Origin of the sequence: Reyranella sp., from assembly GCF_030651995.1 — a bacterium.
Classification (GTDB): Bacteria; Pseudomonadota; Alphaproteobacteria; order Reyranellales; family Reyranellaceae; genus Reyranella.
The window spans coordinates 60,156-86,915 of sequence record NZ_JAUSBN010000052.1 but is presented as its reverse complement, the minus strand read 5'-3'; the positions used below and the strand labels follow the sequence as shown (position 1 = coordinate 86,915).

Genomic DNA, 26,760 nt, shown 5'->3' with positions numbered 1-26,760 from the left:
GCTACATGGGTGGGATGTCGCCCAGCGCCTGGTCGCGCTCGAACGAGGCGATCCAGGAGTCCAGGCTCTTGCTCTCGATGGCGCCGCGCAGCCCGCGCATCACGTCCTGATAGTAGTGGAGATTGTGCCAGGTGAGCAGCATCGCGCCCAGGATCTCGTCGGCGCGGATCAGGTGATGCAGATAGGCGCGGCTGTGATGCCGGCAGGCAGGGCAGCCGCAGTGCTCGTCGATCGGACGCGGATCGTCGCGATGGCGGGCGTTGCGCATGTTGAGCTCACCGCGGCGCGTGAAGGCCTGCGCCGTGCGGCCTGCGCGCGTCGGCATCACGCAGTCGAACATGTCGATGCCGCGCTTCACCGCGCCGACGATGTCGCCGGGACGGCCGACGCCCATCAGGTAGCGCGGCCGGTCGGCGGGCAGCATCGGCACCGTGTAGTCGAGCGTGCCGAACATGAGTTCCTGGCCTTCGCCCACGGCGAGGCCGCCGACCGCGTAGCCGTCAAAGCCGATGTCGATCAGCGCCTTCGCACTCTCCTCGCGCAACGCCGGGAAGGTGCTGCCCTGGACGATGCCGAACAGGCCGTAGCCCGGGCGATCGACGAAGGCCCTGCGGCCGCGCTCGGCCCACTTCATGGAGAGCCGCATCGAGAAGGCGGCTTCCGGCTCCTCGACCGGCCAGCTGGTGCATTCGTCGAACGACATGGTGATGTCGGCGTCGAGCAGGCGCTGGATGCCGATCGAGCTTTCGGGCGTCAGGCGATGCTGCGAACCGTCTTTGGGCGAGCGGAAGGTGACGCCGTCGGGGTCGAGCTTGCGCAGCTCCTTGAGCGACATCACCTGGAAGCCGCCCGAATCGGTCAGGATCGGGCCCGGCCAGTTCATGAACTTGTGCAGGCCGCCAAGTGCTGCGACGCGTTCGGCGCCCGGCCGCAGCATCAGGTGGAAGGTGTTGCCCAGCACGATCTCCGCGCCGGTCTCGGCGACGGATTGCGGCAGCATCGCCTTCACCGTACCCGCGGTGCCGACCGGCATGAAGGCCGGCGTCTCGATGGTTCCGTGCGCGGTCGATATCCGGCCGCGGCGGGCGGCGCCGTCGCTGCCCAGCAGCTCGTAGGAAAGGCTCATCGGCGCAACAGACAACAATCGCCGTAGGAATAGAAGCGGTATCGCTCGCGCACGGCGTGCTCGTAGGCCTGTTTCATGCGCTCCAGCCCGGCGAAGGCGGAGACCAGCATGAACAGGGTCGAGCGGGGCAGGTGGAAGTTGGTCAGCAGCAGGTCGACCGCGCGGAACTTGAAGCCCGGCGTGATGAAGATGTCGGTCTCGCCGCTCCACGGCTTGAGGGCGCCGTCATGCTCGCGTGCCACGGTTTCGAGCAGGCGCAGCGAGGTCGTGCCGATCGAGACGATGCGGCCGCCCAGGATGCGCGTCGCCTCGACGGCGCGCGCCGTCGCCTCCGAAACCTCGCCCCATTCGGCGTGCATCGTATGCGCGTCGGTGTCGTCCACCCGTACCGGCTGGAAGGTGCCCGCGCCGACATGCAGGGTGACGCCCGCCGTGGTGATGCCGCTGTCGGCGAGGGCGGCCATCAGCTCGGGCGTGAAATGCAGCCCGGCGGTGGGGGCGGCGACGGAGCCGTCGTGCCTGGCAAACAGCGTCTGGTAATCCTTGCGGTCCTGCGCGTCGGCGGTGCCGCCGCGAATGTAGGGTGGCAGAGGTACCGTACCTTCCTGCTCGAGGGCCGTGAGAAAGGCGTGACCCTCCTGGTCGAAGGCCAGCACCAGCGAGCCGTCCTCTTCCTTGGACTCGACGCGGGCGCGAAGCCCCGGGAAGGCCAGCGCATCGCCCGGCCGCAGCCGCTTTCCCGGGCGGGCGAAGGCGCGCCAGCGCCGGTTACCGAGATCGCGGATCAGCAGCGCCTCGACCGCCACGTCCTGGCGGATGCCCTGGCCCGGCCGCACGCCCTTCAGGCGCGCGGGGATGACCCTGGTGTCGTTGAAGACGAGCAGGTCGCCGCGCCGCAGCAGGCCGGGCAGCGACCGCACGGTGCGGTCGTGCAGGGTCTCGCCCGTGACGTCGAGCAGGCGCGCGGAGTCGCGCGGGGAGACAGGCCGCTGGGCGATCAGTTCGTCCGGCAGCGCGAAATCGAAAAGGTCGACGCGCATCGTTTGGGAATCTGGCCTTGGTCAGGTCTGGCCGATGTCCATGACCACGCCGTCCGAATCGTCGGCCGGGGGCAGGGTATTCAGATCGGCCAGCGCCACGAAGCGGTGCACGCCGTCGACCACGACGCGCTTCACCCGCGCGCGTGTCTCCAGGCAATGGAGGTGCGCCAGCGTCTCACCGAAGGCGAAGACGATCTGGTTGTTGTCGAGATGGCGGGGGAAGAGGACCGGCACCATGTCCCAGCCGGTCGCGCCCTCTGGACCCCGGGCGGCGATCGCCCGCTCCATGTCGTTCAGCCGGGCGTCGTGATGGGCGACGAGCTGGTCGAGCCGGGTATGCAGGCCGATGAAGGGGAAGCCGTGGCTCGGCAGGACCAGCGCGTCGGCCGGCAGGCGGCGGAAGCGCGAGAAGCCATCGAGGAACCAGGTCAGCGCGTCTGCCAGCGGCTCGTTGGGCCACACGCCGACATTGGTGCTGATCTTGGGCAGCACCTGGTCGCCCGCGATCATCACGTTGAGTTCGGGACACCAGAGCGAGGCATGTTCGGGCGCATGCCCGCGGCCCACGATGACGTCCCAGCGATGACCGCCGATGGTGATGGGATGCGCATGGATCATGCGCCGGTAGGCGGTCGGCAGCGGCACCACGCCCTTGGCGTAGCCGCCCTTGTGGCGATGGAAGTTGGCGATGCGATCGGCCGGCACGCCGTTGCGCGTGACGTGCTCCGCGCGCGTCTCCTCATTCTCGACGAAGTCGTTGCGCGCGGCCTGTGCGCTCATGTACTCGCCCAGCGTCATGTAGAGCGGCGCGTTCCACCGCTCGCACAGCCAGCCCGCGAGGCCGATATGGTCTGGGTGGAGGTGCGTGCCGATCACGCGCACGACTGGTTTGCCCCCCAGCTTCTCGGCGAAGATCTTCTCCCAGAGCGTTCGCGTGTCCTGCGAATTGATGCCGGTGTCGACGATCGTCCAGCCATCCTTCTCCTCGATCAGCCACAGGTTGATGTGGTTGAGCTGGAACGGCAGCGGCATGCGCAGCCAGTGGATGCCGGGGGCGACGTTCTTGATGTCGCCGGGTTCCGGCACGTCACCGCAGGGAAAGCGAAGCTGGGCCAGCAGGCGCTGGGACTCGGAGAGGGCGTCAGGCATGGCGGGAAACTAGAGGATTCTCCGGCCCCCGTCTCCGGGGGAGGGCGCATGTCAGCTTTTCAGGCTCATGCTCCCTTCCGGCCAGACGATCGGGTCGATCGCGCGGTAGGCGCGGGCTCGGGGTTCCTTGACGGTGGACGCCATGGCGCTGACATCCAGGACCCGGCCGCCATTGGCGAGGATGGTGCCCTCCGGGCCGGCGTTGGTGCCGGTGTGACGCGTCAGGCTGTCATGAGCTCCGGCAAGAAACACGGGAGAGGTGTGCCTTGATGACGAGAATCGGCGCAATCACCAGCCGTGGAATTCTCGGCTCAGTGAGATCAGCAGCCAATCCGGGCAATTACCCTTCCGCACGGCACTCAGAACTGCCCTCGGTGGTCGCGAAGCCTCCCATGCCGCCAGGAATCGGGGTTCTTCCGGGGAATGTCGGATCAAAGGTCGACTTCGGTGTCGTGTCGATCGGCGACAAGCAGCGGAAGCCATATCCGCGATCATCCTTCCCGCTGACACGGCAGAATGATAGCTTTGACCTTATGGGTTCATCCAGAAAATGCCGGTTCTGGAAGGCTTCGTGGCCTGCCGGTCGACCAGCACGGCGCGCGCCGCCGCGAGCCCGACATCCAGCCCAACATCCAGCCCAAGGGGGCAAGCGGGGTAGCAGAGCATGAAGGCAGCGTTTCCTATCATCGTGCTCGTGCTCGCCGCCTTGGCCGGTTCGACCGGCTGCGACGGCATTCCCAAGGACAGCCGATACCAAGGCTATGGTCGTGGCAGTGGCGAAATGCAGACCGGGCTGCCGGCAACGCCTTACGATCCCAACGCCCGCTGAAATCCCCTGGCGCAAGGGGGTGCCGCCCCCTCGGCGGGTCCCATTCGCCCGTCGCCGGCATGGCCGCGACCAGGGCCTGCAGCAGCTTCAGCCGGTCGATCTTGCATGAAAGGTCAGCCTTTGAGCGCCCGCCAGGCAATGTCCTTGCGGTAGAAGCCCTCGGGCCAGTCGATCAGGTCGACGGCGCGGTAGGCGCGGGCGCGGGCTTCCTCGACGGTGGGGGCCATGGCGCTGACGTTCAGGACGCGGCCGCCATTGGCCAGGATTTTCCCGTCCGGGCCGGCCTTGGTGCCGGCGTGGAAGATCTGCACACCCTCGACCCTGGCGGCCTCGGCCAGGCCACGGATCTCGCTGCCCTTTGGGTAGGAGTCGGGATAGCCCTTGGTCGCCATGATCACTGTGACGGCGGCGTCGGGCGACCAGCGCAGGTCGAGATGCTTCAGCCCGCCTTCGGCGCTGGCCAGCAGCGCCGGCACGAGGTCGGATTTCAGCCGCATCATCAGGACCTGGGTCTCGGGATCGCCGAAGCGGCAATTGTACTCGACCAGCCGCGGGCCCTTGGCGTCGATCATCAGGCCGGCATAGAGCACGCCCCTGAACGGCGTGCCGGCCCGGGCGAGCGCGCGCACGGTCGGCAGCACGATCTCGTCCATCGTGCGCTGCTGCATGGCGGCGTCGAAGATCGGGGCGGGTGAGTAGGCGCCCATGCCGCCGGTGTTGGGGCCCGTGTCGCCGTCGAAGGCGCGCTTGTGGTCCTGCGCGCCGACCAGCGGCAGCACATGCTCGCCGTCTGTGAGGGCGAAGAAGCTCGCTTCCTCGCCCTGCATGAACTCCTCGATCACCACCGAGGCGCCGGCGGCGCCGAAGCGGTTGCCCGAGAGCATGTCGCGCACCGCCTCGATCGCCTGCTCGACCGTCTCGGCGATGATCACGCCCTTGCCGGCGGCAAGACCGTCGGCCTTGATTACGATGGGCAGGCCCTGGGCCCGGAGATAGGCCTCGGCCGGCCCGACCTCGGTGAAGCGCTCATAGGCGGCGGTCGGGATGTTGTTGGCGCGGCAGAGTTCCTTGGTGAAGCTCTTCGAGCCCTCGATGCGGGCGGCGGCCTTCGACGGGCCCCAGGCCTTGATGCCGGCCTCGGCGAAGGCGTCGGCCATGCCGGCCACCAGCGGCGCGTCGGGGGCGATCACCACGAAATCGATCTTCAGCCGCTGCGCCAGCGCCACCTGGCCGGGAATGTCCTCGGCTCCGACATCGACGCATTCGGCGACCTGCGCGATGCCGGCATTGCCCGGCGCGCAGTAGAGCTTCGTGCACAGCGGAGAGGCCGAAATCGCCCAGCACAGGGCATGTTCGCGGCCGCCGCCGCCCACCACGAGGATTCGCATGGCGAGGCTTTGACCACAGTTTGCGCCGTCGGCACAAGCGGCTAGGTTCGGCCGGCATGGATGACCTCGACGCCCCCGCCGCTCCCAGTAACGTCCCGGAATTCTCGGTTTCCGAGCTGTCGTTCGCGCTGAAGCGCGAGATCGAGACGGCCTTCCCCCGCGTGCGTGTGCGCGGCGAGATCAGCCAGCCCTCGTTCCCGCGCTCGGGTCACTGCTACTTCCGCCTCAAGGACGAGAACGCCGTGATCGACGGCGTCTGCTGGAAGGGCACGATCCCGCGGCTCGGGATCAAGATCGAGGAGGGGCTGGAGGTCATCGCCACCGGCAAGCTCACCACCTATGCCGGCTCCTCGCGCTACCAGATCATCGTCGACCGGCTGGAACTGGCCGGCGAAGGCGCGCTGCTGAAGCTGCTGGAGGACCGTCGCAAGAAGCTGCAGGCCGAGGGCCTGTTCGATGCGGACCGCAAGCGCCCGCTGCCCTACCTGCCGCAGGTGGTGGGCGTCGTGACCTCGCCGTCGGGCGCCGTCATCCGCGACATCCTGCATCGCCTCAGCGACCGTTTCCCCTGTCACGTGCTGGTCTGGCCGGTCGCGGTCCAGGGCGAGAAGGCGGCGGGCGAGGTGGCCCGTGCCATCGCCGGCTTCAACCAGCTCCCGGAGGACGGACCGGTGCCGCGTCCCGACGTGCTGATCGTGGCGCGCGGCGGCGGCTCGCTGGAGGACCTGTGGGCCTTCAACGAGGAGATCGTGGTGCGTGCCGCTGCGGACTCGGCAATCCCGCTGATCTCCGCCGTCGGCCACGAGACCGACACGACCCTGATCGACTTCGCCTCGGACCGCCGCGCGCCCACGCCGACCGCCGCCGCCGAGATGGCGGTGCCGGTGCGCGCCGACCTGATGACCGAGACGCTCGACTACGCCAAGCGGCTGGTCGGCGGCATGACGCGCCTGCTGCGCGAGCGGTCGATGGAACTGGCCGGCCTCGCGCGCGGCCTCGGCGATCCGCGCCGCCTGATCGAGGAGCGCCAGCAGCGGATCGACGTGAGCGGCGAGCGGCTGGCGCTCGCCGCGCGCCAGCTCGTCGAACGTCGAGTGCATCAGCTCTCGGCCGCGCGCCTGGTGAGCCCGCAGGCGGTGATCGCCGCCAAGGAACAGGCGCTGGTCGCCGAGGGCCGCGCGCTGACCCGCGCCGTCGACCGCTTCAAGAGCGATGCGTTGCAGAAATACGCCCGCGCCTTCGACCGGCTCGACCAGCTGGGCGAGCGTCTAAAGCGCCACGGCAACGACCTGTTGCTGAACGGCCATCGCCAGGTCGACCAGGCCGCCAAGCTGCTGGAGAGCTACTCCTTCCACTCCGTCCTCAATCGCGGCTTCGCCCTTGTGCGAGACCAGGACGGCCAGCCCGTCCTCGCCGCCGCCGGCACCAGCACCGGCCAGACGATCAGCATCGAATTCAACGACGGCCGCGTCGGCGCGAGAATCACCGATGGCTCGGGCGTCGCGAAGCCGGTTGCGCCGCCGCCCGTCTCACCGCGTCGTCGCGACGACGGCACCGGCAATCAAGGGTCGTTGCTCTGACGCACGAGCCTTGATGAAATGAAAATTGTCATCCCGAGCGTAGCGAGGGACCCTTAAGGTCAAAGCAAAGGTCCCTCGGCTTCGCCTCGGGATGACAATAATGGTGTTGCGAGGAGATAGCGCCAATGACCAGCGAACCGTTGTCGGCCGAGACGATCCGGAACTTCCTGTATGCGAGCACGGCGACCGTCTCGATGCAGATGCTGAAGCGGGGCTTCCGCAATGTCGCGGTGAACGGGGTGAAGCCGCTCAATCCGGTGGCGGCGCGGATCGTGGGACCGGCCTACACGCTGCGCTACATTCCGAGCCGCGAGGACATCGACAAGGCGCCCAGTCCCAGCGATCCGCCGAACGCGCAGCGCACCGCGATCGAGGAATCGCCCGCGGGCTCGGTGCTGGTGATCGGCACCGAGGGCAATACGCGCTCCGGCACCCTGGGCGACATCCTGGCGCTGCGCCTCAAGGTGCGCGGCCTCGCGGGTGTGCTGAGCGACGGGGCGATGCGCGATTCGCCGGTGATCGGCAAGTTCGACTTCCCCGTCTACTGCTCGGCCGCCGCCGCGCCGCCCAGCATGGCCAACCTGCGGCCCGTCGAGGTGCAGGTGCCGCTGGGGATCTGCGGCGTCCCTGTCTATCCCGGCGACGTCATCGTGGCCGACGAGGACGGCGCCATCGTCGTGCCCCGGCATCTCGCCGATGAGGTCGCCCGCGATTCATTCGAGCAGGAGCGGCTGGAGAAGTTCGTCGCGATCCGGGTGGGGCAGGGCCATCCGATCGCCGGCACCTATCCGCCGAACGACGAGACGAAGAAGCTCTATCAGGCGTGGATCAAGGCCGGTGAACCCGCAGGCGGGTGAGGCGGTGAACGACGGAATCCGCACATGGCGATCGTCGCTTTCACCCCTTGGGAAGTTCGACGATTCCTGACCCTGCTCTCCGGGATGGGCCGTCGTAGAAGTGGTTGATGTCGCTCGGCCCGCTCTCTTTCGGATGGGCGCAATAGGATCAGCCGCCACCCTTCTCGCAGACGAAAGCCTTGAAGGTGATGATGTCGCTGGGGACACCCCTCTTCTTGCAGTAGTCCTCGAACTCCTGCGGCGTCACCGGCACCATCTTGATGGTGTGACGACGGCTCCGCCAATCGGACATGCGACTCATCTCCTTCAGATGCCAGTCGGCATAGGAGCTGAGCGGATAGTGCTTCACGGTGCGCTGCAGCACCTCGTGGTCGGATGCGGTCACCTTGGCGAAGTACTGGATAGCCATGCCGGTCTGCCTTCAGGAATACGGACGCCGCATCTACTCTCCATCCGGGGTGGGCCGCAACCCACAATGAGAGAGGCCGGACCGTCGCTCAGGGCGCGGCGGCGTCAGGCAGAACGCGATTGCGAAGCGGCTGCCAGTGGCTGCGCGGAATGACCTGCAGCGCCTCCACGAACTGCCGCGCACAGCGTTCCCAGGTGAAGGTTTCCGCATGCCGACGGCAATCCTCGGGATCACGCGACACCGCGGCGAGGCAGGCCTTGCGAAGGTCGTCGTCGAGGGCTCCAACTTTCGGATCGGTCACGACGTCGAGCGGTCCGGGCACGGGATATCCCGCAACCGGCACGCCGGACGCGAGTGCCTCGACCATCACCAGACCGAACGTGTCGGTGACGCTCGGGAAGACGAAGCAGTCTGCCTGTGCATAGCGATACGAGAGCTCGCCGGGGTCGACCGAGCCGAAGAAGTGCGCGTTGGTGTAGCGGCGCTGCAGCGACTTCAGTTGTGGACCACCACCCACGACCCACTTGGTGCCGGGGAGGTCGAGGTCGAGGAAGGCCTTGATGTTCTTCTCGATGGCGACGCGCCCTGTATAGAGCCAGATCGGTCGCGGTTCCTTGAACTGCTCGCGCGGCTGGGGCTTGAACGCGGCGATGTCGACGCCGCGCGACCACGGCACGAGATTCCTGAAGCCGCGCTCGCTGAGTTCGTCGCGGATCGCCGGAGACACGACCAGCACTGCGGCCGACGGAGCGTGGAAGCGGCGCACCAAGGCGTAGCTCCATGAGAGCGGCACCCGGATGCGGGCTCGGACATATTCGGGGAAGCGCGTGTGGTAGGCGGTGGTGAAGGGAATGCCGCGGCGCCGGCAGAAGCCACGGGCCGCCCAGCCGAGCGGACCCTCGGTGACGAGATGGATGGCATCGGGCGCGAACAGGTTCAGCATGTGGCTGAGCCGCGAGGACGGGAACAGCGACAGCCTGATCTCGGGATAGGTCGGGCAGGGCAGGGTACGGAACCGGTCGGGACCGAAAACCTCGACCTCGTGGCCTTCGGCGCGAAGGAGGCGCGCGACCGTCTCGAGCGTGCGGACGACACCGTTGATCTGGGGCCGCCAGGCGTCGGTAACGATGGCAATGCGCAAGGGCTACTCCGCCGCCAGTTGAACGTGAGACAAGGGAAGCCGTGACGTGCGACGGGCCACCTCGTCCGCCCAGTGGATGATGCGCAGGCGGCCGTCGAAATCCTCGACGAGCGCCGTGCAGCTTTCGACCCAGTCGCCGTCGTTGCAGTAGAGGACGCCGTCGATCATGCGCATCTCGGCATGATGGATGTGGCCGCACACGACGCCATCGACGCCGCGCTGGCGGGCCTCGCTGGCCACCGCATTCTCGTAGTCGTTGATGAACTGCACGGCGTTCTTGACCCGGTGCTTCAGGTAGGCCGAGAGCGACCAGTAGGGCAGGCCGAGCTTGCGGCGGCCCCAGTTGAAGGTGGTGTTGAGGCGCAGCGCCGCGGCATAGGCCCAGTCGCCGAGGATGGCGAGCCAGCGGGCATAGCGCACGATGCCGTCGAACTGGTCACCGTGAATCACCAGCAGCTTCTTGCCGTCCGGTGTTTCGTGGATGACCTCGTCCTCGACTCGCACGTCGCCGAAGGTAAGCTGGCAGTACTGCCGCGCCGCCTCGTCGTGGTTGCCGGGGATGTAGACGACGTTGGTGCCCTTGCGGGCCTTGCGCATGATCTTCTGCACGACGTCGTTGTGAGCCTGGGGCCAGTACCACCACCGCTTCAGCCGCCAGCCGTCGACGATGTCGCCCACCAGATAGAGATGCTCGCTCTCGTTGCGCCTCAGGAAGTCGAGCAGCAACTCGGCCTGGCAGCCGCGCGTGCCGAGATGGATGTCGGACAGGAAGATCGCCCTGTGGCGGGCCGGCTTGTTGCGGTCGTGAAGTGTCATGGGAAAGGCACGGTCATGTGGATAATGGTCGACCGACACAAAATATGTTGTGCACGATTGCAGGGTACGCATGGGATTGTGTATGGGAGCCGTTGCGTGGAGGTGTATCGGTTGTGACTGTTCGATGACATTCGCCTCGACCGCCGGACCGGCGAAATCGGTTCTCCTCATTTTCAATCCGACGGCCGGCCGGCGACGGCGTGGCCTGGTCGATGCCGTCGTGCGCGGTGTGCGCGCCCAGGGCTGGACGGTCGATCTCGTGGAGACGGCGGCGGCGGGCGATGCCCGCCGCCATGCCGAAGAGTGCGATGCCGGACGCTACGGCGTGATTGCGGTTGCCGGCGGTGACGGCACGATCAACGAGGTGGTGAACGGCCTCGCTGCCCGCGCCGCCACGGCACCGCCGCTCGCTCTCGTGCCGCTGGGGACCGCCAACGTGCTGGCGCACGAGCTGGGGCTGGGTTTGACGGCCGCGGCGCTCGCCGAGGCGATCACTGCCGGACGCGAAGTGCTGATGCGTCCGGGCCAGGCCAGTGGAGCCGGGCGTCCGCGCTGCTTCTCCCTGATGGCCGGCGCCGGCTTCGACGCCAAGGTGGTGGCGGGCGTGAGCTCAGGCCTGAAGCGCCGCTGGGGCAAGATCGCCTATGTCTGGCGCTCGCTGGTCGAGGCAAGGCGCTACCGGCCGGTGCGCTATGGCGTGGAGATCGACGGCGTGGACTACGAGGCCGCGTCGGTGATCGTGACGCACGCCCGTCACTATGCCGGCCCCTATGTCGTGGCGCCGGAAGCCTCGCTCGACGCACCGCTGCTGCATGTCTGCCTGTTCGAGCGCTGGGGCTGGATGCACGCGCTGCGCTTCGGCGCGGCCCTCGTGCTGGGCGCGCTGCCGCGGACGCCTGGCTACCGCGTCGTTGCCGGGGGCGAGGTCAGGATCTCCGTCCTGAACGATGCCGGCGAACGGCGACGCCAGCCGGTCCAGATCGATGGCGACGATGCCCTTACGTTGCCCGTATCGATCGGCCTCTCGACCGCGGCCGTGCGCCTGCTGCGGCCGCAATAGGCTCCGGGCCCGCCTATATCCGGGGGGCGTAAAGGGCGGCGACATCCTCGGATGACAGGCCGAAGATCTGGGCAATCCGCTCGATCTCTTCTGTCGGCAGGCTCACGAAGTTCGAGTTTGCCTCGAGATCGGAGAGCATCAGCTCTTCCATGGGAATGAACTTGATCGGACGTCTTGCCCGAGGAGACTTGGGTCTGCTGCGGTCGGCAGGCGCGATCTCCGTCGCCCGGGCGCGTTTAGGGGCGACGTAAGCTGCCGTCACAAAGTCGCCAACAGTGGGAGCAGACTTCTTCGTCATGGAACCACCCCTATTCGCTTCAGGTATATAAGCACCGATGGGCCGTCGGAAAAGTCGAGTTCTCCTTTCCATTCGGTTCCCATCAACAGGTGCTTGCCGAGTGTCGTGTCGCGGACGGGGATGGCGCTGCCCGCGAGGGCCCGCAGCGCCAGCCGATCCGGCGAGGCAACCAGCTTCTGGACGGCGTCGAGTTCCGCGGGCTTCAGCTCGGACGCTATGGCGAGCAGCTTCCGTCGAAGCACCCCCGCCAAACGCGCCCATTGGCCAGCGGTTTCGGGCACGAAGCCATAGATGGCCCAGACATAGCCGCCATGGCTCAGGCTGGCGACGAGGCTGATCCGCGTGATGCCGCAGTCGCGCAGCACGAGCAGAAGGTTCTGCAGGATATGCTTGAAGGCGCCGGTGCGCTGCGTCGCCGGCGTCAACACCGTCCAACTCAGAAACGCCCGCTGCTGCTGCGGGTCGATGCGGAATGCGATGCTGGCGATCCTGGTGCCCGCCTGGAAGATCTGCATGCGGACCAGCAGCCGGTCCTCCGAGATCAACCGGAGGACCATGTTTGCGCCGTTGAAGCGCATGGTCAGCGCCTGCGAGAAATGGATCAGGTCTCGCTTGAACCAGGTCGTGCACCATCGGTTGACCTGGGCGAACTGAGTGCCGCCGAAGCTGCGCAGGCCTCCCCGGCTGCCGATGCCGATGAAGGCGGTCACGGGGACGCGTCTTTACCGCACCGCCTGCAGGCGGCGCACCGATTCCTGGGTCGGATGACCGTCGGCCGGCAGGGCCTGTTGCTGCTGGAAGAGGCGCAGGGCGGAGCGTGTCTTGGGGCCCAACAGCCCGTCGGCTTCGTCCTTGTACAGGCCGAGCCGCGCCAGGCGCATCTGCATGTCGATGACGGTGTTGCGCGAGATCGGCGCATCGTCGGCGGGGGCCTGCTGCTGCACCGGCGGGCCGCCGGCGATCTGGCGGGCGAGGATGCCGACCGACAGCGCGTACAGCGTCGAGCGGTTCCAGTTCATCACCGCCTTGAAATTCGGATAGATGATGAAGGCCGGGCCGCGGAAGCCGGCGGGCAGCAGGATCGAGGCGGTATCGTCCACGGCGGGCAATGCGCCGCCGCTCATCTTCTTGACGCCCATCGCGGCCCAGGCCTTCACTGGCTTCTCGACCGTCGTGTCGGCCTGTTCCAGCGGGAAGCCCGCCGGCAGCATCACCTCTTCGCTGGACGGCAGGCCGGGCTTGAAGCCGACGCCGCGCAGGTAGTTGGACGCGGAGGCGAAGGCGTCGGGCAGGCTGTTCCAGATGTCGATCCTGCCGTTGCCGTCGCGATCGACCGCCCATCGGGTGAAGGTCGAGGGCATGAACTGCATGTTGCCCATGGCGCCGGCCCACGAGCCCCGCATCTGGTCGCTGGTCATGTGGTTGCTGTTGAGGATGCGCAGCGCCTGGACCGTCTCGTTGCTGAAGAACTCCTTGCGCTTGGTCATGCAGGCGAGCGTCGCGACGGAGCGCACGACGCGGAAGTCGCCCATGAACGTTCCGTAATTCGTCTCGATGCCCCAGAAGGCCATGAGGTATTGCGGCGGGATGCCGTACTCGGCCTGCAACTGGTCGAGCAGGGCGCGATGCTGCGCCATCTTCTGCTGGCCCTTCTGGATTCGATCGAGCGACACGGTGCCGCCGACGTACTTCGCATAGGTCAGCGAGAATTCGGGCTGGCGGTTGTCGAGATCGACGACCTTCTGGTCGGGCGTCAGCCCCTGGAAGGTGCGATCGATGACCGATGCCGGCACGCCCTGCTTCAGCGCATCGGCCTTGATGCCGGCCAGGCAGTCGCGGAATCCGCCATCCTGGGCGTACGCGGGCGCAGCCCCGAGGAAGGCGGGGCTGCAGATCAGGGCCGTCGTTGCGGCGAGAATTCGTGCATTGGGCATGAAGGTCATGCCCGCCAGTTTATCACGAGCCGGCGACGGTCAGCCCTTCAATTCTCAGGGTTGGGGCGTTGGTCGAGCTCTTGAATTCGAGATCGTTGGCGGCCGTCATGTTGAGGAACATGTCCTTCAGGTTGCCCGCGACGGTGATGCCGCTCACCGGCCAGGCGAGCTCTCCGTTCTCGATCCAGAAGCCGGAGGCGCCGCGGCTGTAATCGCCGGTCACGCCGTTGACGCCGAAGCCGATCATGTCGGTGATGTAGAGGCCGCTCTTGATGTCGCCGATCAGCTCCTTCACCGAAAGCTTGCCCTTCTCGAGATAGAAATTCGAGGTCGTGGGCGAGGGCGGACCGGAGACGCCGCGCGAGGCGTGGCCGGTCGGCTTCAAGTTGAGCTGTCGCGCCGCCGCGAGGTCGAGCAGCCAGGTGGTCAGCACGCCGTCGTCGATGACTGCGCGGCGCGAGGTCGCCAGGCCCTCGGCGTCGAAGGGGCGGCTGCCCAGCCCGCGCTTGCGCAGCGGGTTGTCGAGGATGCGGATGCCTTCGGCGAAGACGCGCTCGCCCATCTTGTCTTTCAGGAACGAGGTGCCGCGCGCCACGGCGCGTCCGTTGATGGCGCCGGCGAGATGGCCGATCAGGCCGCCCGAGACGCGGCGGTCGTAGATCACCGGCACGCGCGCGCTCTGCGCCTTGCGCGGGTTGAGGCGGCGCACCACGAACTTGCCGGCGTTGCGGCCGACCTTTGAGGCCGGCATCAGGTCTTCCAGATGGACCGCGCTGGTCCACTCATAGTCGCGTTCCATGCCGGTGCCTTCGCCACCCAGCACCGAGCAGGACAGCGAGAAGCCGCTGCGCCGATAGCCGCCCGTGAAGCCGTTGCTGGCCGCCAGCATCACCGAGGTGCGGCCCCAGCCGGCCTCGGCGCCTTCGGAATTGGTGACGCCCTTGACGGCGCGCGCTGCATCCTCGGCCTCGGAGGCCATGGCGATCAGCTTCTTGGCCGTGGGGCGCGTCTTGTCGTCGAGGTCGAGGTCGGGCCACGACCGGGCCAGCAATTCCTCCGGCGCGAGGCCGCAGACCGGGTCTTCCGGCACGGCGCGCGCCATGTCGACGGCGCGGCTCGCCAGTTCCCGCAGCGAGGTGGGTGCGAAGTCGGTGGAGGAGACGAAGGCCTGGCGCTTGCCCACGAAGACGCGCAGGCCGAGGTCGCGGCCCTCGCTGCTTTCGAGCTTCTCGCGCTTGCCCAGCCGCTGCGCGACCGAGATCGACTCGCCGTTGACGTAGAGCGCGTCGGCCGCATCGGCGCCGAATTCCTTCGCCCACTTCAGCAGGTCGGACAGGAGATTGGGGTCAAGTGCGCCGGCGGGGTGCGTGTTCCGCGCGATCTTCGCGGCGGCCTGGGCGACGGGCTTCGGCGCAGGCTTGCGCGCGGGCGTCCGTGCGGGCCTGGAGACCGGCTTCGCCACCCTCTTCGGAGCAGCCTTCCTGGGTGCGGCTTTCTTCGGCGCTGCCTTCTTGGGCGCGGCCTTCTTCACCACCTTCCTGGTGGCGGGCTTTGCCGACTTGCGCGACGGCTTCTTCGGGGAGGACTTGGGGGCAGTCTTTTTCGCTTTGGCCATGAGGCCGTTCTACGCGCTATCGGCCCGTGTCGTCGAGATAGTAGGAGAAGAACAACACGCCGGTCGCGGCGATGCCCAGTGTCCAGAATGTGGCACGGACGACATCGGCGATCATCGCCTGCTCGGGCCACAGCCGTCCGACGGCATCGGCCACGAACTGGTGGCCGATTATGCCGATCATCGCGCCCAGCATGAGGGAAATCGCGGCGTTCCAGACGTGACGGGCGCCGCGCATGAGGGGCCCTTCCGCCCGCCGGCGTGTCGCAACAGGATCGGGAAGCGCCACTTCTTCAGTCCATGGCCATTGCGGGGCGCGCGGAAGGTCTCCCGCGCGCCCGGATGCTAACGCCCGCCCGAAACGGGCGGTACCGCTATTTGAGCGCCGCGGCGCGGTTGGCGGCGCAGGTCACGGCCTTGAGCGAGGCGGCCACGATGTTCGAGTCCATGCCGACGCCCCACAGGACCTTGCCGCCCGGGGTCTCGGCCTCGATGAAGCTGACGGCCTGGGCGTCGGAGCCGGCGCCGGTGGCGTGCTGGTGGTAGTCGCGCACCCGGATCTGGATGCCGCAATTCTTGCCCAGCGCGTCGACATAGCCCGCGATCGGGCCGTTGCCGCGGCCCGAGACGGTGGCGGGCTTGCCGTTGAACTTCACCTTGGCATCGAGAAGACGCACGTCCGGATGATCGGGGTCCGGCACCGTGGTGTGGCTGTCGAATTCCACAGGCGAGGTGTTCTCGAGATACTCCTTGCGGAACGTGTCCCAGATCAGCGCCGGCTGGATTTCCTTGCCGGTCTCGTCGGCGATCTGCTGGATCACCTTGGAGAACTCGACCTGCAGCAGCCGCGGCATGTCGATGCCGTAGTCGCTCTTCAGGATGTAGGCGATGCCGCCCTTGCCCGATTGGCTGTTGATGCGGATGATCGCCTCGTAGCTGCGGCCGAGATCGGCCGGGTCGATCGGCAGGTAGGGGACTTCCCAGACCTTGCTGTTCGAAGAGTCGAGCGCCTTGAAGCCCTTGTTGATCGCATCCTGGTGCGAGCCCGAGAAGGCGGTGAAGACCAGGTCGCCGCCATAGGGATGGCGCGGATGGACGGGCAGCTGGTTGCAGTATTCGACCGTCTGGCGGATCTCGTTGATGTTCGAGAAGTCGATCTCGGGATCGACGCCCTGCGTGAACATGTTGAGGCCCAGGGTCACCAGGTCGACGTTGCCGGTGCGCTCGCCGTTGCCGAACAGGCAGCCCTCGATGCGGTCGGCGCCAGCCATGTAGCCCAGCTCGGCCGCCGCCACGCCGGTGCCGCGGTCGTTGTGCGGATGCAGGCTGAGGATCATCGAATCGCGGTACTTGAAGTTGCGATGGCACCACTCGATCTGGTCGGCGTAGACGTTGGCCGAGGACATCTCGACCGTGGCCGGCAGGTTGATGATCATCTTCTTCTCGGGCGTCGGCTTGTAGACGTCGCCGACGGCGGCGCAGATGTCGCGCGCGAATTCGAGTTCGGTGCCGGTGAAGCTCTCGGGCGAGTACTCGAACACCCATTCGGTCTTCGGATCGGCGTCAGCCAGCTGCTTGACCAGCTTCGCGCCCGAGACCGCGATGTCGATGATGCCCGAATAGTCGAGGCCGAACACGACCCGTCGCTGCAGGGTCGAGGTCGAGTTGTAGAGATGGACGATGACGCGCTTGGCGCCGCGGCACGCCTCGAAGGTGCGCTCGATCAACTCCGGGCGGCTCTGCGTCAGCACCTGGATGGTGACGTCGTCCGGGATCATCTTCTTCTCGATGAGCTCGCGCACGAACTCGAAGTCGGTCTCCGAGGCGGCGGGGAAGCCGACCTCGATCTCCTTGAAGCCCATCTCGCAGAGCAGCTTGAACATGCGCGTCTTGCGGTCGGAGTCCATCGGCTCGATCAGCGCCTGGTTGCCGTCGCGCAGGTCGACCGCGCACCAGATCGGCGGCTTGGTGATCACGGCATTCGGCCACTTGCGGTCGGGCAGGGGCACCGGCTTGAAGGGCGCGTACTTCTCGGCCGCGATCGGCATCATGGGCTTCTGGGGATTGGTGACGTGAGAGTTTTGGGATGACATGACGTAGCTCCTCGCGCCGCGCACGGCCGTATGGCTCAAACGAACACTGCGATGGATGGAATGGAGGCGGCGACTGGTTGGGTAAACAGGGACGAACGACAAGCGATCCGCAGGGCCCTTCCGGTGGTTCCGGTCGGGCGGCGGATCAGCCAATAAGTCGTAGCGTCGTCAGTCGCAGCATGTTGGGCGCGACAATCGTCGATTTGGCCGCGCCCGTCAACCCGGCTTCAGTCGAATGAGGGAGCCATTGCCGATGTCACCGCAGCGGAACGTCGATTCCGATGCTGAGATTTCCGCCGCGCGAATAGGCGGGTCCATAGATCGGCGCGTAGGCGACCGGTGGCGCGTAGACCGGGGCCGGGTAAACGACGACAGGGCGGGGGGCGTAGTAGACGCGGCCGGGCGGCTGAACGACCACGACTTCGCGGTCGTAGTAGTGGTGATGATGGTGCTTGTGATGCCCACGGCCCTTCTTCCAGTCGCCGGCCATCGCGGCCGACGCGGTGAGCAGGACGGCACCCGCCACGGCGAGCGAACCAGCCAGACGCAGGACCTCGATCTTCATTTTGCGGTCTCCTTTGCTGCAGGATGAAACGCCCTGCGCGCGGAGGATGTTGCCCGTGAATTCGCCCTGGGATGGTGACCAACTTGTGGTAAGCGGGAAGGAAGAACGGGAGGAATCATCAGATGGCAGGTCCGTTGGACGGCGTTCGCATTCTCGACTGCACGACCGTCGTGCTGGGTCCGTGGGCGGCGCAGCAATTGGGCGATCTCGGGGCGGATGTGATCAAGATCGAGCCGCCGGAAGGCGACACGACGCGCCAGCTCGGGCCCGCCCGCAATCCCGGCATGTCGGCCTTTTATCTCGGCTGCAACCGTTCCAAGCGCTCGATCGTGCTCGACCTCAAGCAGGACGCCGGTCGCGCCGCCCTTTTCAAGCTCGCCGAGACCGCCGACGTCATCATGCACAACTACCGGCCCGAGCCGGCGAAGCGCCTCGGTGTCGAGTACGAGAAGTTCGAGAAGATCAATCCGCGCCTGGTCTATCTCGCGACCTACGGCTATCGCTCCGCCGGTCCGATGGGCGCCAAGGCGGCGTATGACGACATCATCCAGGCCGGTTCCGGCCTTGCCGCGCTCCAGAGCGTCGTGGCCGGCCAGCCGCGCTTCCTGCCGACGATCGTGGCCGACAAGACGAGCTCCAACGGCGTGGTCTCCGCCCTGCTGGCCGCCCTGTTCGCGCGTGAGCGCACCGGCAAGGGCCAGTCGGTCGAGGTGCCGATGTACGAGACGCTGGTCTCGTTCGTGATGGTCGAGCACCTCTACGGCGAAACCTTCAAGCCGGCGCTCGATACGGCGGGCTACAAGCGCGTGCTCAACAAGGAGCGCCGTCCCTACCCGTCGAAGGACGGCTACTTCGCGCTGCTGCCCTATACCGACAGCCACTGGCGGGAGTTCTGCACCCTGGTCGGCCGCGAGGACCTCGCCCGGGACGCGCGCTTCCAGGGCCTGGCCAACCGCCTGAAGAACGTCGAGCAATATTACTCGACGCTCGCGGGCCTGTGCGCCGAGCGCACCAATGCCGAATGGGTGGCGTTGCTGAAGGATTCCAACGTGCCGCACGGGCCGGTGAACACGCTCGACGACCTGTTCGTCGACCCGCAGCTCGAGGCGACCGGCTTCTGGAAGGAAGTCGACCACCCGACCGAGGGCAGGCTGCGCATGACCGACATCCCGCCACGCTTCAGCAAGACCAAGCCCGAGGTCACCCGCCTGCAGCCGCGTCTGGGGGAGCACAGTGTCGAGGTCCTGCAGGAGGCCGGGTTTACGCAGGGCGAGATCGAGGCGATGCTCAAGTCGGGCGCGACCAGGACGGCCTAAGGCCGCCTCGACACCCAGTAGCTTCCGGCCGCTTTGGGAGCGGCCGTGCTGCCGGCATGGCCTTTACGCAATGCGAAATCGCGGCCATGCTCTCCCCAGGCGCGTCCCAGACGGCCCCGACCGTCGAAAAAAATCGCGCCACAGGGAGGCTATCGATGATCGTGCGTGCGTCGCGGCGTGATGTGCTGCGTTATGGTTCTGCCGCTGCCGTTGCGGCGGCCCTGCCGGCTCCTGCCATTGGGCAGGGAGCCTGGCCCAACAAACCCATCCGGATCATCTGCGGTTATCCGGCGGGCGGTCTCACCGACACCTTCGCCCGTGTTTACGGCGAATACATCTCGCAGAAGACCGGTCAGCCGGTGACGGTCGAGAACAAGGCCGGCGCCAGCGGCGCCATTGCCGCCGAGCAGGTAAAAGGGGCGGCGCCCGACGGCTACACGCTGATGTGGACGATCTCCACGACCTTGATCATGAACAAGGTGCTGTTCAAGAAACTGCCCTACGATCCGGACAAGGATTTCGTCCTGATCTCATGGATGGATGCGGGCCATCTGCCGCTGATCGTCAACAGCAAGTTGCCGGTGAAGAATCTGGCGGAACTCGCCGACTATGCCCGCGCCAACAAGACCAGCCTCGGCACCTACGGCGCCGGCTCCTACAGTCACGTCGCCGTCGAGGCGCTGAACCGCCATTACAAGCTCGGCATGGAAGCGGTGCATTATCGTGGCGAGGCGCCGATGTGGCAGGACGTTGCCTCGGGCGCGGTCCAGGGCGGCAGCGGCAGCGTGGCCGCCGCCACCGGCGTGCTGCAGTCGGGCAACGGCCGGCCGATCGCCGTGCCGACCAAGGAGCGCATGAAGAAGCTTCCCGACGTCCCCACCTTCTACGAGCAGGGCGTGACCGACAAGGCGTTCCAGGTCCAGGGCTGGATTGGCCTGGTCGGTCCCGCGGGCATGCCCAAGGAGATCGTGCAGAAGCTCTCGGATCTGATGGTCGAGGGCGGCAAGAGCGAGCGCGTCCAGAAGATCCTCGCAACCTTCGGCATCGACAATGCCGCCCGCGATCACGTCTTCTTCGAAAAGATCGTGGCCGAGCAGGGACCGATCTGGATCGACCTGGTGAAGGGCCTGAACATCGAGCCACAGTAGCCGCGTTCCCCAGCGACAAAGGCACTCGGGCGGGGCTTGTTCCCGCCCGACTCATGTCGACAACCGAAATTGAGAGGAATCTTGCCGTTTTGCGATTGCGTCCCTGCACGCGGAAATTGTACTTGTAGGACAACTGCAAATGTCGGATTGCGTCAGCGACCGTACGGAAAGGAATTCATCTCTTCATGGCTCTCGACGTCTATGTCGGGTCGCTTACGCGGTATTATACCGGTGCTTGGGAAAATCTCGTCGAGAAGGCAGCACGTGAGCGGGGCGCGCCGCCTTCCCTTCGGTCGGCCAAGCCGACCGAGGCCAAGAGCCAGGATCGTATCCGACTGAGGGTGTTCGCCTGGCGCGCCGCGCTTGCGAAGGCGCTGGGCGATCGCCTCGTCGCGCCGCTCGAATGGGACGAGACGGAGGCGGCTCCCTGGTTCACCCGTCGTCCCGGCTGGGACGGATTCGGGTCGCTCGTCCTGTGGGCGGCCTATGCCGAGAACCCGACATTGCGGTTGCCTGACACCCTGCCGGAGGAATGGGACCATGATGTCGCGCTGATGCGGTCGACCACGGAAGGCTTCCGCTCGCGCTATTCCCATCTTGTCCGCAACGTGGAGATGTGGCTGCCGGTCGCCTTCGAAATCACCTTCGAGGGCGAGGATGTCGAGGGCCGGCGGGTCGTCATGGGCTCCGTGACGACGCTGCGTCGCCAGCTCGCCGACCTGAATGCCGCAACCTGGAAGGCATCGGCTGCCGATGTGGCGGCTTGGGGAAGTGTGCCGACCGAGGACGGACCTGTGGAGGCGCGCGCGCGTTATGCCTTTGCGGTCCTGACGGAGCTGGCGCAGCGGGCGCAGAGCGAGCGTCTGCCGATGAAGCTCGACCACTAAGGAAAACGCCCGCGGTGTGAGCCGCGGGCGTCGTCCTTGGACGGGTCTCGTCCGAATGTCTCAGGCTGCGCTGGGCGCCGGCGGCGTCTCGGGGGCCGGGCGGTTGCGACGGTCGGCCATGAACTGGTCGAACTCGGCGCGGTCCTTGGCGGCGCGCAGCTTGTCGAGGAAGTCGCGGAATTCGCGCTGCTCCTGATCGAGGCGGTTGATCGTCTCCTCGCGATACTCGTCGAAGGCGACATTGCCGCTGCTGCTGCTGCGGCCCCAGCCGGAGCGGCGCTTCCAGCCTTGGAATCCCTCACGGCACGAGCGGCCATCCGGCATGTTCCAGTGACCGTAGCGCTTCGAGCAAAACATGCGTCCACTCCCTTTGAGATAGATGAGAAGGGCCAGGCCGACGGGCCAGAACAGGATGAAGCTCAGCACCAGGAGCGCAATCCACGCCGGCTTGCCGAGGTCGTCTATTTTTTCGATCAGGCCCATGTGGGAGCCCCCTTTTGCTGATGTTAACGATGTGAATGTTAACGACATTTACATTGGGGTCGGCGACCCGGGGAGTCAAGGCCCCGGCGAAAACTTTCAGCGCGACGTGGGAAAGCCCAGTCCCTGCAGGTAGATGAGCACTTCCGACTCGAGCAGTTCCTCGGCCGACATGGGCAGCGCGCGCCGGCCGGAATCGCCGCGCCCGAACAGGGAGGCAATGCCGTGCGCCATCGACCAGATGTGCAGGCTCATCATCAGCGCGGGCGGGCGCACGGCGGCCGGCAGCAGCACGACGAGCTGATCGGCGGCGGCGCGCAGCACGGCAAAGGCCCGTTCCGACGCGGCCCGCAGGTCGGGATTCGTATCGGGGGAGATGCCCGATTCGAACATCGCCGCGTAATAGGCCGGTTCGGAGCGCGCGAACGTGAGATAGGCCTTGCCGATGTTGTGGAAGGCGGTGACGGGATCGGGTTTGCCGTTGGCCCAGCCCGCGGCCAGCATTGCCGCAAAGCGCTCGAAACCCTCGCGCGCCACGTCGGCCATCAGCGCGTCGCGGTCGCGGAAATGGCGGTAGGGCGCGGCCGGGCTCACGCCGGCGGACCGTGCCGCATCGGCGAAGGTGAAGCCCGCCGGGCCCTTTTCCTTGATGAGCTCGCGGGCGGCCTTGATCAGCGCCTCGCGCAGACTGCCGTGGTGGTACTTCCGCTCCTCACGGTCGTTGCGCTTCCAGCTCATGTTAAGAAACTTTACATCAAAGCTCTCCGCCGCAACAGACGGCGGGATATGCGGAGATGGGCCGTGTTGCGGTCGGCCGGATGTTTCTACGCTCTGTCTGCACGAAGACGAGAGCGGGGCTCCATGCACCATGGCGATGTGTCACCGGAGATTGCGGCGGGCCTGCTGGCCCTGAAGAAGCGCATCGACGCGGCGAAGATTCCACCCTCGAAGCTCGACGAGACGATCAACGTCGCAGTCTGGAACATCCGTGAGTTCGGCAAGAAGCGTCGCACGGTGGCGGCGCTGCACTACATCGCCGAGATCCTGGGCCAGTTCGACCTGATCGCGCTGGTGGAGTTGCGCGACAATCTCGAGGACTTCGGCAGGGTCTGCCGGTTCCTGGGACCGAGCTGGGACCTCGTCTATTCCGACTGGATGTCCGATGCCGGCGGTAACCGCGAGCGCACCGGCTTTCTCTACGATCGCCGGGCCGTCACGTTCAACGGGCTGGCCGCGGAGATCGACGCGCCGCGCGCAAAGAAGGACACGGAATATCTGGCGGCCCTGTCGTTCTGGCGCGCGCCCTATATGTGCTCGTTCCGCGCGGGCAATTTCGACTTCATCGCCGTCGCCACGCATACGAGATGGGGCGACAGCCTTCCCGGCCGGGAAGCCGAGCTCGGCATGCTGGCCGACTGGATCGACGCGCGGCAGAAGGACAAGTCGGTCGAGGATCACGACCTGATCGTGATGGGCGACTTCAACACGCCCTCGCTCGACGACAAGACCTTCAAGGCGCTGACGCGGCGCGGCCTGCAGGTGCCCGACTCGCTGCTCGAACTCAAGGTGGGCGACGTCGCGGTGAAGGGCTCGAACCTCGGCAAGGACGCGCGCTACGACCACATCCTGCATCTGCCGACGGCCAGGAAACGCTTCACCAACTTCGGTGGCATCCTCGACTTCCATGTCTCCGACGCGTCGATCGAGCAGCTCTTCCCGGGGCAGGACATGACGCGCACCCAGTTCACCTACCAGCTCTCCGACCACTTCCCGGTCTGGGTGCAGATCAAGACCGACATCGACGGCGAGCGGCTGTCGCAGATCGTGCAGAACGCGAAGAAGGATTGATCTTCAGCGCGAAACCTCGCCGACCAGGATGTCTTCCGTCACCTTGCCGGCAAGTTCGTCTTCCGGTTCGATCAGGCGCTTCTTCTTCCAGTCGCCCTTGGCGTAAAGGCACAGGGTGATCAGCGCCGTGACGATGTTGGCGATCGGCAAGGCCCACCAGATTCCCTGCTCGTGCAGGTCCGTGTGCTTGGAGAGGACATAGGCGAGCGGAAACTGCACGACCCACTGCGACACCAGCGTGAGCACCATGGTCAGCACCATGTTGCCCGAGGCGCGGAACACGCCGGTCAGCGCGAACTGCAGGCCGAGGAAGCCCCAGGCGAGCGACATGATGCGCAGGAAGCCTGCGCCGGCTTCGATGACGGCGGCATCCCCCGGCACGAAGACGGCAACGAGCTGGGGCGCGAACAGGAAGACGATGATGCCGAAGACGGAGAGGCTCGCGAATCCGAGCAGCCCGCCCAGGCGCCCGATCTGCGCTGCGCGCTCGATATTGCCGGCGCCGATGTTCTGGCCGACCAGGGTCGAGACCGCCATCGACAGGCCCATGGCCGGTACCATGACGACCTGCAGGATGTTCGACCCGACGCCGTAGGCCGCCAGCGTCAGCGTGCCGAAGCTCGCGATCAGGAACGTCAGCACCATCAGACCCAACGCCCGCGCCGAGAGTTCGATGGAGGCGGGGAGCCCAAGGAAGAACGCGCGCTTCACGTAAGTGAAGTCGGGAATGAAGTCGCGCCGCCGCACATGGATGCCGTGCAGGCCCATGCGCAGGACGGCGATGCCGATGATGGCCGCGATCGCCTGGGTGATCAGCGTGGCGATGGCGGCGCCCATCACGCCGTAGCCCGGCACCGGCCCCCAGCCGAAGATCAGCAGCGGGGCGAGCACGAAGTTCAGGAACACCGTGCCCAGCACGATGTAGACCGGCAGGGCCGGCCTGCCGATGCCGCGCATGATCGCCTGGAAGACGAAGAAGGTGAAATTGAAGACGATGCCCACGAACGACACGCGCATGAAGCCCAGCGCGCCAGGATAGACGTCGGGCCCGACGCCCATCAGCCGCAGCAGCGCCGGCGAGCAGAAATAGCCGATCGTCCCCAGCACCAGCGAGGCCAGGATCACCATCAGCAGCGTCTGGCCCGCGACATGCGCGACCATCTTGTCGTTACGCGCGCCGACATACTGCGCGATCAGGGTCGAGCCGGCGAGCGACAGGCCCGAGCCGATGGCGAAGGTGAGGAACAGCACCGGAAAGCTGATCGACACCGCAGCCACCGCAGCCCCGCCCAGCCGCCCGACCCAGAAGGCATCGATGATCTGATAGGCGGATTGCAGGATGTTCGCCGTCACGATCGGCACGGCGAGCGTCAGCAGCGAGCGGAGGATCGGACCTTCGAGGAGTTTGTTGGGAGCGGGGGGCACGCGGGTCCCTTGGATGCGCAATGAGACTTTTCTGCGGGTCTCAACGCCTGAAGGGCAGCTTGGCTCCTGTTACGACGAGTGCGAGAGAGACAGCCCGTCGTCTCGACCGGAGCCGCGCGTAGCGCGGCGGAGTGGAGAGACCTTCTCTCTACGATTTGTCGGCTTTTTGTCGATAAAAGGTCTCTCCGCTGCGCGCCTTCGGCGCTTCGGTCGAGACGACGGATGCTACTTCCAGATCTTCTTGCCCGATCCCGGTAATCCCAGCCCGCTCCACATCGCGTCGACCTTCTCGATCACCGCGTCGTCCATGCGGATCTGCCGGCCCCATTCGCGGTTGCTCTCGCCGGGGAATTTGTCGGTCGCGTCGAGGCCGATCTTGGAGCCGAGGCCCGATACGGGACTGGCGAAGTCGAGATAGTCGATCGGCGTGTTCTCGATCACGGTGATGTCGCGCGCCGGGTCCATGCGGGTCGACAACGCCCACATCACGTCCTTCCAGTTGCGCGCGTCGATGTCGGCGTCCACCACGATCACCCACTTGGTGTACATGAACTGCCGCAGATAGCTCCAGACGCCCATCATCACGCGCTTGGCATGGCCCGCGTAGGCCTTCTTCATCGAAACGACGGCGATGCGATAGGAGCAGCCCTCGGGCGGCAGCCAGAAGTCGACGATCTCGGGAAACTGCTGCTGGAAGAGGGGAATGAACACCTCGTTCAGCGCCTCGCCCAGCACCGAGGGTTCGTCGGGCGGCCGGCCGGTGAAGGTCGAGAGGTAGATCGGCTTGCGCCGCATGGTGATGGCGCTGATCGTGAAGACCGGGAACTGCTCGACGCTGTTGTAGTAGCCGGTATGGTCGCCGTAGGGGCCCTCGTCGCCATAGTCGTCGAGGCTGACATGGCCCTCCAGCACGATCTCGGCCTCGGCCGGCACCTTGAGCGGCACCGTCTTGCACGCGACCAGCTCGACCTTCTTGCCGCGCAGCAGGCCCGCAAACTGGTATTCCGACAGCGTGTCGGGCACCGGCGTCACCGCCGCGAGAATGGTGCCGGGATCGGCGCCGATCACCACCGCGGCCGGCAACGGCTCACGCTTGCCAGACTTCTGCCAGCGCTGGTGATGCTGCGCGCCGCCGCGATGCTTCAGCCAGCGCATCAGGGTCGTGTTCCGGCCCGTCACCTGCAGGCGATAGATGCCGAGGTTGAAACTGTCCTGCTTGTCGCCCTTCGGATTGGGACCCTGCGTCACCACCAGCGGCCAGGTGATCAGCGGCGCGGGCTCGCCCGGCCAGCAGGTCTGGATCGGCAGTGCGCTGAGGTCGATGTCGTCGCCGGTGAGGACGATCTCCTGGCAGGGTGCGGAACTCACCGTCTTCGGCTTCATCGCCATGACGGTGCGCACCATCGGAAGCATCTCGAGCGCCTCGCGCCAGCCGCCCGGCGGCTCGGGCTGGCGCAGGAAAGCCAGCGTCTCGCCCACGGCACGCAACTGGCCGGGCTCGCGGTCCATGCCCCAGGCGACCCTCTCGACCGTGCCGAACAGGTTGACCAGCACCGGGATGTCGGAGCGCGTCCCGTCGGGCCGCACGACGTTCTCGAACAGCACGGCCGGGCCTTTCTCGGCCAGCAGGCGGGTCTGGATCTCGGTCATCTCGAGATGCGGCGAGACCGGCGCGGTGACGCGCACGAGGCGGCCGCTCTTCTCCAGCCGGTCGATGAAGTCGCGAAGCGAGGCGTAAGGCATGCTAGGCAAGTCGTTT

At 66.6% G+C, this 26,760-nt stretch carries 27 protein-coding genes; 8 read left to right on the top strand and 19 right to left on the bottom strand.

The features are described 5' to 3' along the window. Position 1: 1 nt before the first annotated feature. From tgt to Q7V45_RS15760, 4 genes are read right to left on the bottom strand one after another with little or no spacing between them, the layout of a single operon-like run. Complete coding sequence (tgt, locus tag Q7V45_RS15775) at positions 2–1,126, bottom strand: tRNA guanosine(34) transglycosylase Tgt (protein WP_304853767.1); 1,125 nt, start codon at positions 1,124–1,126, stop codon at positions 2–4. Continuing rightward, positions 1,123–2,166 (bottom strand): tRNA preQ1(34) S-adenosylmethionine ribosyltransferase-isomerase QueA, encoded by a 1,044-nt coding sequence (gene queA / locus Q7V45_RS15770; protein WP_304853766.1) that lies wholly within the window; start codon positions 2,164–2,166, stop codon positions 1,123–1,125. Before queA ends, tgt begins: the two co-directional genes overlap by 4 nt. Positions 2,167–2,187: 21 nt before the next feature. Continuing rightward, positions 2,188–3,315, bottom strand: coding sequence for an MBL fold metallo-hydrolase (locus Q7V45_RS15765; protein ID WP_304853764.1), 1,128 nt, complete (start codon positions 3,313–3,315; stop codon positions 2,188–2,190). Positions 3,316–3,366: 51 nt separating this feature from the next. Continuing rightward, the gene (locus tag Q7V45_RS15760) at positions 3,367–3,567 is read right to left on the bottom strand and encodes a phosphoribosylglycinamide synthetase C domain-containing protein (protein WP_304853842.1); all 201 of its coding nucleotides are present in this window, start codon (positions 3,565–3,567) and stop codon (positions 3,367–3,369) included. 412 nt (positions 3,568–3,979) lie between these two features. Here Q7V45_RS15760 and Q7V45_RS15755 point away from each other — a divergent pair, with 412 nt between their 5' ends. Then, positions 3,980–4,144: a hypothetical protein gene (locus Q7V45_RS15755; protein WP_304853762.1), complete on the top strand. Its 165-nt coding sequence runs from the start codon at positions 3,980–3,982 to the stop codon at positions 4,142–4,144. A gap of 113 nt (positions 4,145–4,257) precedes the next feature. Here the strand turns inward: Q7V45_RS15755 and purD are convergent, their stop codons facing one another. Continuing rightward, positions 4,258–5,532, bottom strand: a complete 1,275-nt coding sequence (gene purD / locus Q7V45_RS15750; RefSeq protein WP_304853760.1) for a phosphoribosylamine--glycine ligase — start codon at positions 5,530–5,532, stop codon at positions 4,258–4,260. Positions 5,533–5,588: 56 nt separating this feature from the next. Here purD and xseA point away from each other — a divergent pair, with 56 nt between their 5' ends. Together xseA and Q7V45_RS15740 are read left to right on the top strand one after the other, a co-directional pair. After that, positions 5,589–7,112 carry an exodeoxyribonuclease VII large subunit gene (gene xseA / locus Q7V45_RS15745; protein ID WP_304853759.1) on the top strand — a complete coding sequence of 508 codons (1,524 nt, stop codon included), beginning with the start codon at positions 5,589–5,591 and terminating at the stop codon, positions 7,110–7,112. A gap of 125 nt (positions 7,113–7,237) precedes the next feature. Next, on the top strand, positions 7,238–7,969 hold the full coding sequence (locus Q7V45_RS15740; protein WP_304853757.1) for a ribonuclease activity regulator RraA: 732 nt from the start codon (positions 7,238–7,240) through the stop codon (positions 7,967–7,969). A 148-nt stretch (positions 7,970–8,117) separates the two neighbouring features. Here the strand turns inward: Q7V45_RS15740 and Q7V45_RS15735 are convergent, their stop codons facing one another. From Q7V45_RS15735 to Q7V45_RS15725, 3 genes are all read right to left on the bottom strand, one after another. Then, complete coding sequence (locus tag Q7V45_RS15735; protein WP_304853755.1) at positions 8,118–8,378, bottom strand: hypothetical protein; 261 nt, start codon at positions 8,376–8,378, stop codon at positions 8,118–8,120. Between the two features lie 88 nt (positions 8,379–8,466). Beyond that, on the bottom strand, positions 8,467–9,519 hold the full coding sequence (locus Q7V45_RS15730) for a glycosyltransferase family 1 protein (protein ID WP_304853754.1): 1,053 nt from the start codon (positions 9,517–9,519) through the stop codon (positions 8,467–8,469). Positions 9,520–9,522: 3 nt separating this feature from the next. Further along, positions 9,523–10,335, bottom strand: a complete 813-nt coding sequence (locus Q7V45_RS15725; protein ID WP_304853753.1) for a UDP-2,3-diacylglucosamine diphosphatase — start codon at positions 10,333–10,335, stop codon at positions 9,523–9,525. A gap of 124 nt (positions 10,336–10,459) precedes the next feature. Between Q7V45_RS15725 and Q7V45_RS15720 the strand changes: the two genes are divergently transcribed. Further along, entirely contained in the window at positions 10,460–11,395 is a 936-nt protein-coding gene (locus Q7V45_RS15720; protein ID WP_304853752.1) for a diacylglycerol kinase family protein, read from the top strand. Between the two features lie 13 nt (positions 11,396–11,408). On the opposite strand, the gene Q7V45_RS15715 is transcribed toward Q7V45_RS15720, so the two are convergent. The 7 genes from Q7V45_RS15715 to Q7V45_RS15685 form a co-directional block, all read right to left on the bottom strand. After that, positions 11,409–11,693 (bottom strand): hypothetical protein, encoded by a 285-nt coding sequence (locus Q7V45_RS15715; protein WP_304853751.1) that lies wholly within the window; start codon positions 11,691–11,693, stop codon positions 11,409–11,411. After that, complete coding sequence (locus Q7V45_RS15710) at positions 11,690–12,403, bottom strand: hypothetical protein (protein WP_304853750.1); 714 nt, start codon at positions 12,401–12,403, stop codon at positions 11,690–11,692. The genes Q7V45_RS15715 and Q7V45_RS15710 overlap by 4 nt, the downstream gene beginning before the upstream one ends. Before the next feature lie 12 nt (positions 12,404–12,415). Further along, on the bottom strand, positions 12,416–13,627 hold the full coding sequence (locus Q7V45_RS15705) for a lytic murein transglycosylase (protein ID WP_304853749.1): 1,212 nt from the start codon (positions 13,625–13,627) through the stop codon (positions 12,416–12,418). Between the two features lie 22 nt (positions 13,628–13,649). After that, positions 13,650–15,242: a TldD/PmbA family protein gene (locus Q7V45_RS15700; RefSeq protein ID WP_304853748.1), complete on the bottom strand. Its 1,593-nt coding sequence runs from the start codon at positions 15,240–15,242 to the stop codon at positions 13,650–13,652. Positions 15,243–15,258: 16 nt separating this feature from the next. Then, entirely contained in the window at positions 15,259–15,477 is a 219-nt protein-coding gene (locus tag Q7V45_RS15695; RefSeq protein ID WP_304853747.1) for a hypothetical protein, read from the bottom strand. 136 nt (positions 15,478–15,613) lie between these two features. After that, a complete protein-coding gene (gene leuA, locus Q7V45_RS15690) occupies positions 15,614–17,332 on the bottom strand; it encodes a 2-isopropylmalate synthase (protein ID WP_304853746.1) in 1,719 nt (572 codons plus the stop codon). 256 nt (positions 17,333–17,588) lie between these two features. After that, a complete protein-coding gene (locus Q7V45_RS15685) occupies positions 17,589–17,897 on the bottom strand; it encodes a hypothetical protein (RefSeq protein WP_304853745.1) in 309 nt (102 codons plus the stop codon). A 122-nt stretch (positions 17,898–18,019) separates the two neighbouring features. Between Q7V45_RS15685 and Q7V45_RS15680 the strand changes: the two genes are divergently transcribed. From Q7V45_RS15680 to Q7V45_RS15670, 3 genes are all read left to right on the top strand, one after another. Then, a complete protein-coding gene (locus tag Q7V45_RS15680) occupies positions 18,020–19,213 on the top strand; it encodes a CaiB/BaiF CoA-transferase family protein (protein WP_304853744.1) in 1,194 nt (397 codons plus the stop codon). A gap of 155 nt (positions 19,214–19,368) precedes the next feature. Continuing rightward, on the top strand, positions 19,369–20,361 hold the full coding sequence (locus Q7V45_RS15675; protein ID WP_304853742.1) for a tripartite tricarboxylate transporter substrate binding protein: 993 nt from the start codon (positions 19,369–19,371) through the stop codon (positions 20,359–20,361). A gap of 185 nt (positions 20,362–20,546) precedes the next feature. Then, positions 20,547–21,248: a hypothetical protein gene (locus Q7V45_RS15670; RefSeq protein WP_304853740.1), complete on the top strand. Its 702-nt coding sequence runs from the start codon at positions 20,547–20,549 to the stop codon at positions 21,246–21,248. 60 nt (positions 21,249–21,308) lie between these two features. On the opposite strand, the gene Q7V45_RS15665 is transcribed toward Q7V45_RS15670, so the two are convergent. Beyond that, positions 21,309–21,731: a DUF2852 domain-containing protein gene (locus Q7V45_RS15665; RefSeq protein ID WP_304853738.1), complete on the bottom strand. Its 423-nt coding sequence runs from the start codon at positions 21,729–21,731 to the stop codon at positions 21,309–21,311. Positions 21,732–21,827: 96 nt separating this feature from the next. Beyond that, positions 21,828–22,466: a TetR/AcrR family transcriptional regulator gene (locus Q7V45_RS15660; RefSeq protein WP_304853737.1), complete on the bottom strand. Its 639-nt coding sequence runs from the start codon at positions 22,464–22,466 to the stop codon at positions 21,828–21,830. Between the two features lie 123 nt (positions 22,467–22,589). Between Q7V45_RS15660 and Q7V45_RS15655 the strand changes: the two genes are divergently transcribed. Continuing rightward, complete coding sequence (locus tag Q7V45_RS15655; protein WP_304853736.1) at positions 22,590–23,576, top strand: endonuclease/exonuclease/phosphatase family protein; 987 nt, start codon at positions 22,590–22,592, stop codon at positions 23,574–23,576. 3 nt (positions 23,577–23,579) lie between these two features. On the opposite strand, the gene Q7V45_RS15650 is transcribed toward Q7V45_RS15655, so the two are convergent. Both Q7V45_RS15650 and Q7V45_RS15645 read right to left on the bottom strand, forming a co-directional pair. Further along, positions 23,580–25,001, bottom strand: coding sequence for an MATE family efflux transporter (locus Q7V45_RS15650; protein WP_304853735.1), 1,422 nt, complete (start codon positions 24,999–25,001; stop codon positions 23,580–23,582). 225 nt (positions 25,002–25,226) lie between these two features. After that, positions 25,227–26,744: a UbiD family decarboxylase gene (locus Q7V45_RS15645; protein ID WP_304853733.1), complete on the bottom strand. Its 1,518-nt coding sequence runs from the start codon at positions 26,742–26,744 to the stop codon at positions 25,227–25,229. Positions 26,745–26,760 lie beyond the last annotated feature (16 nt).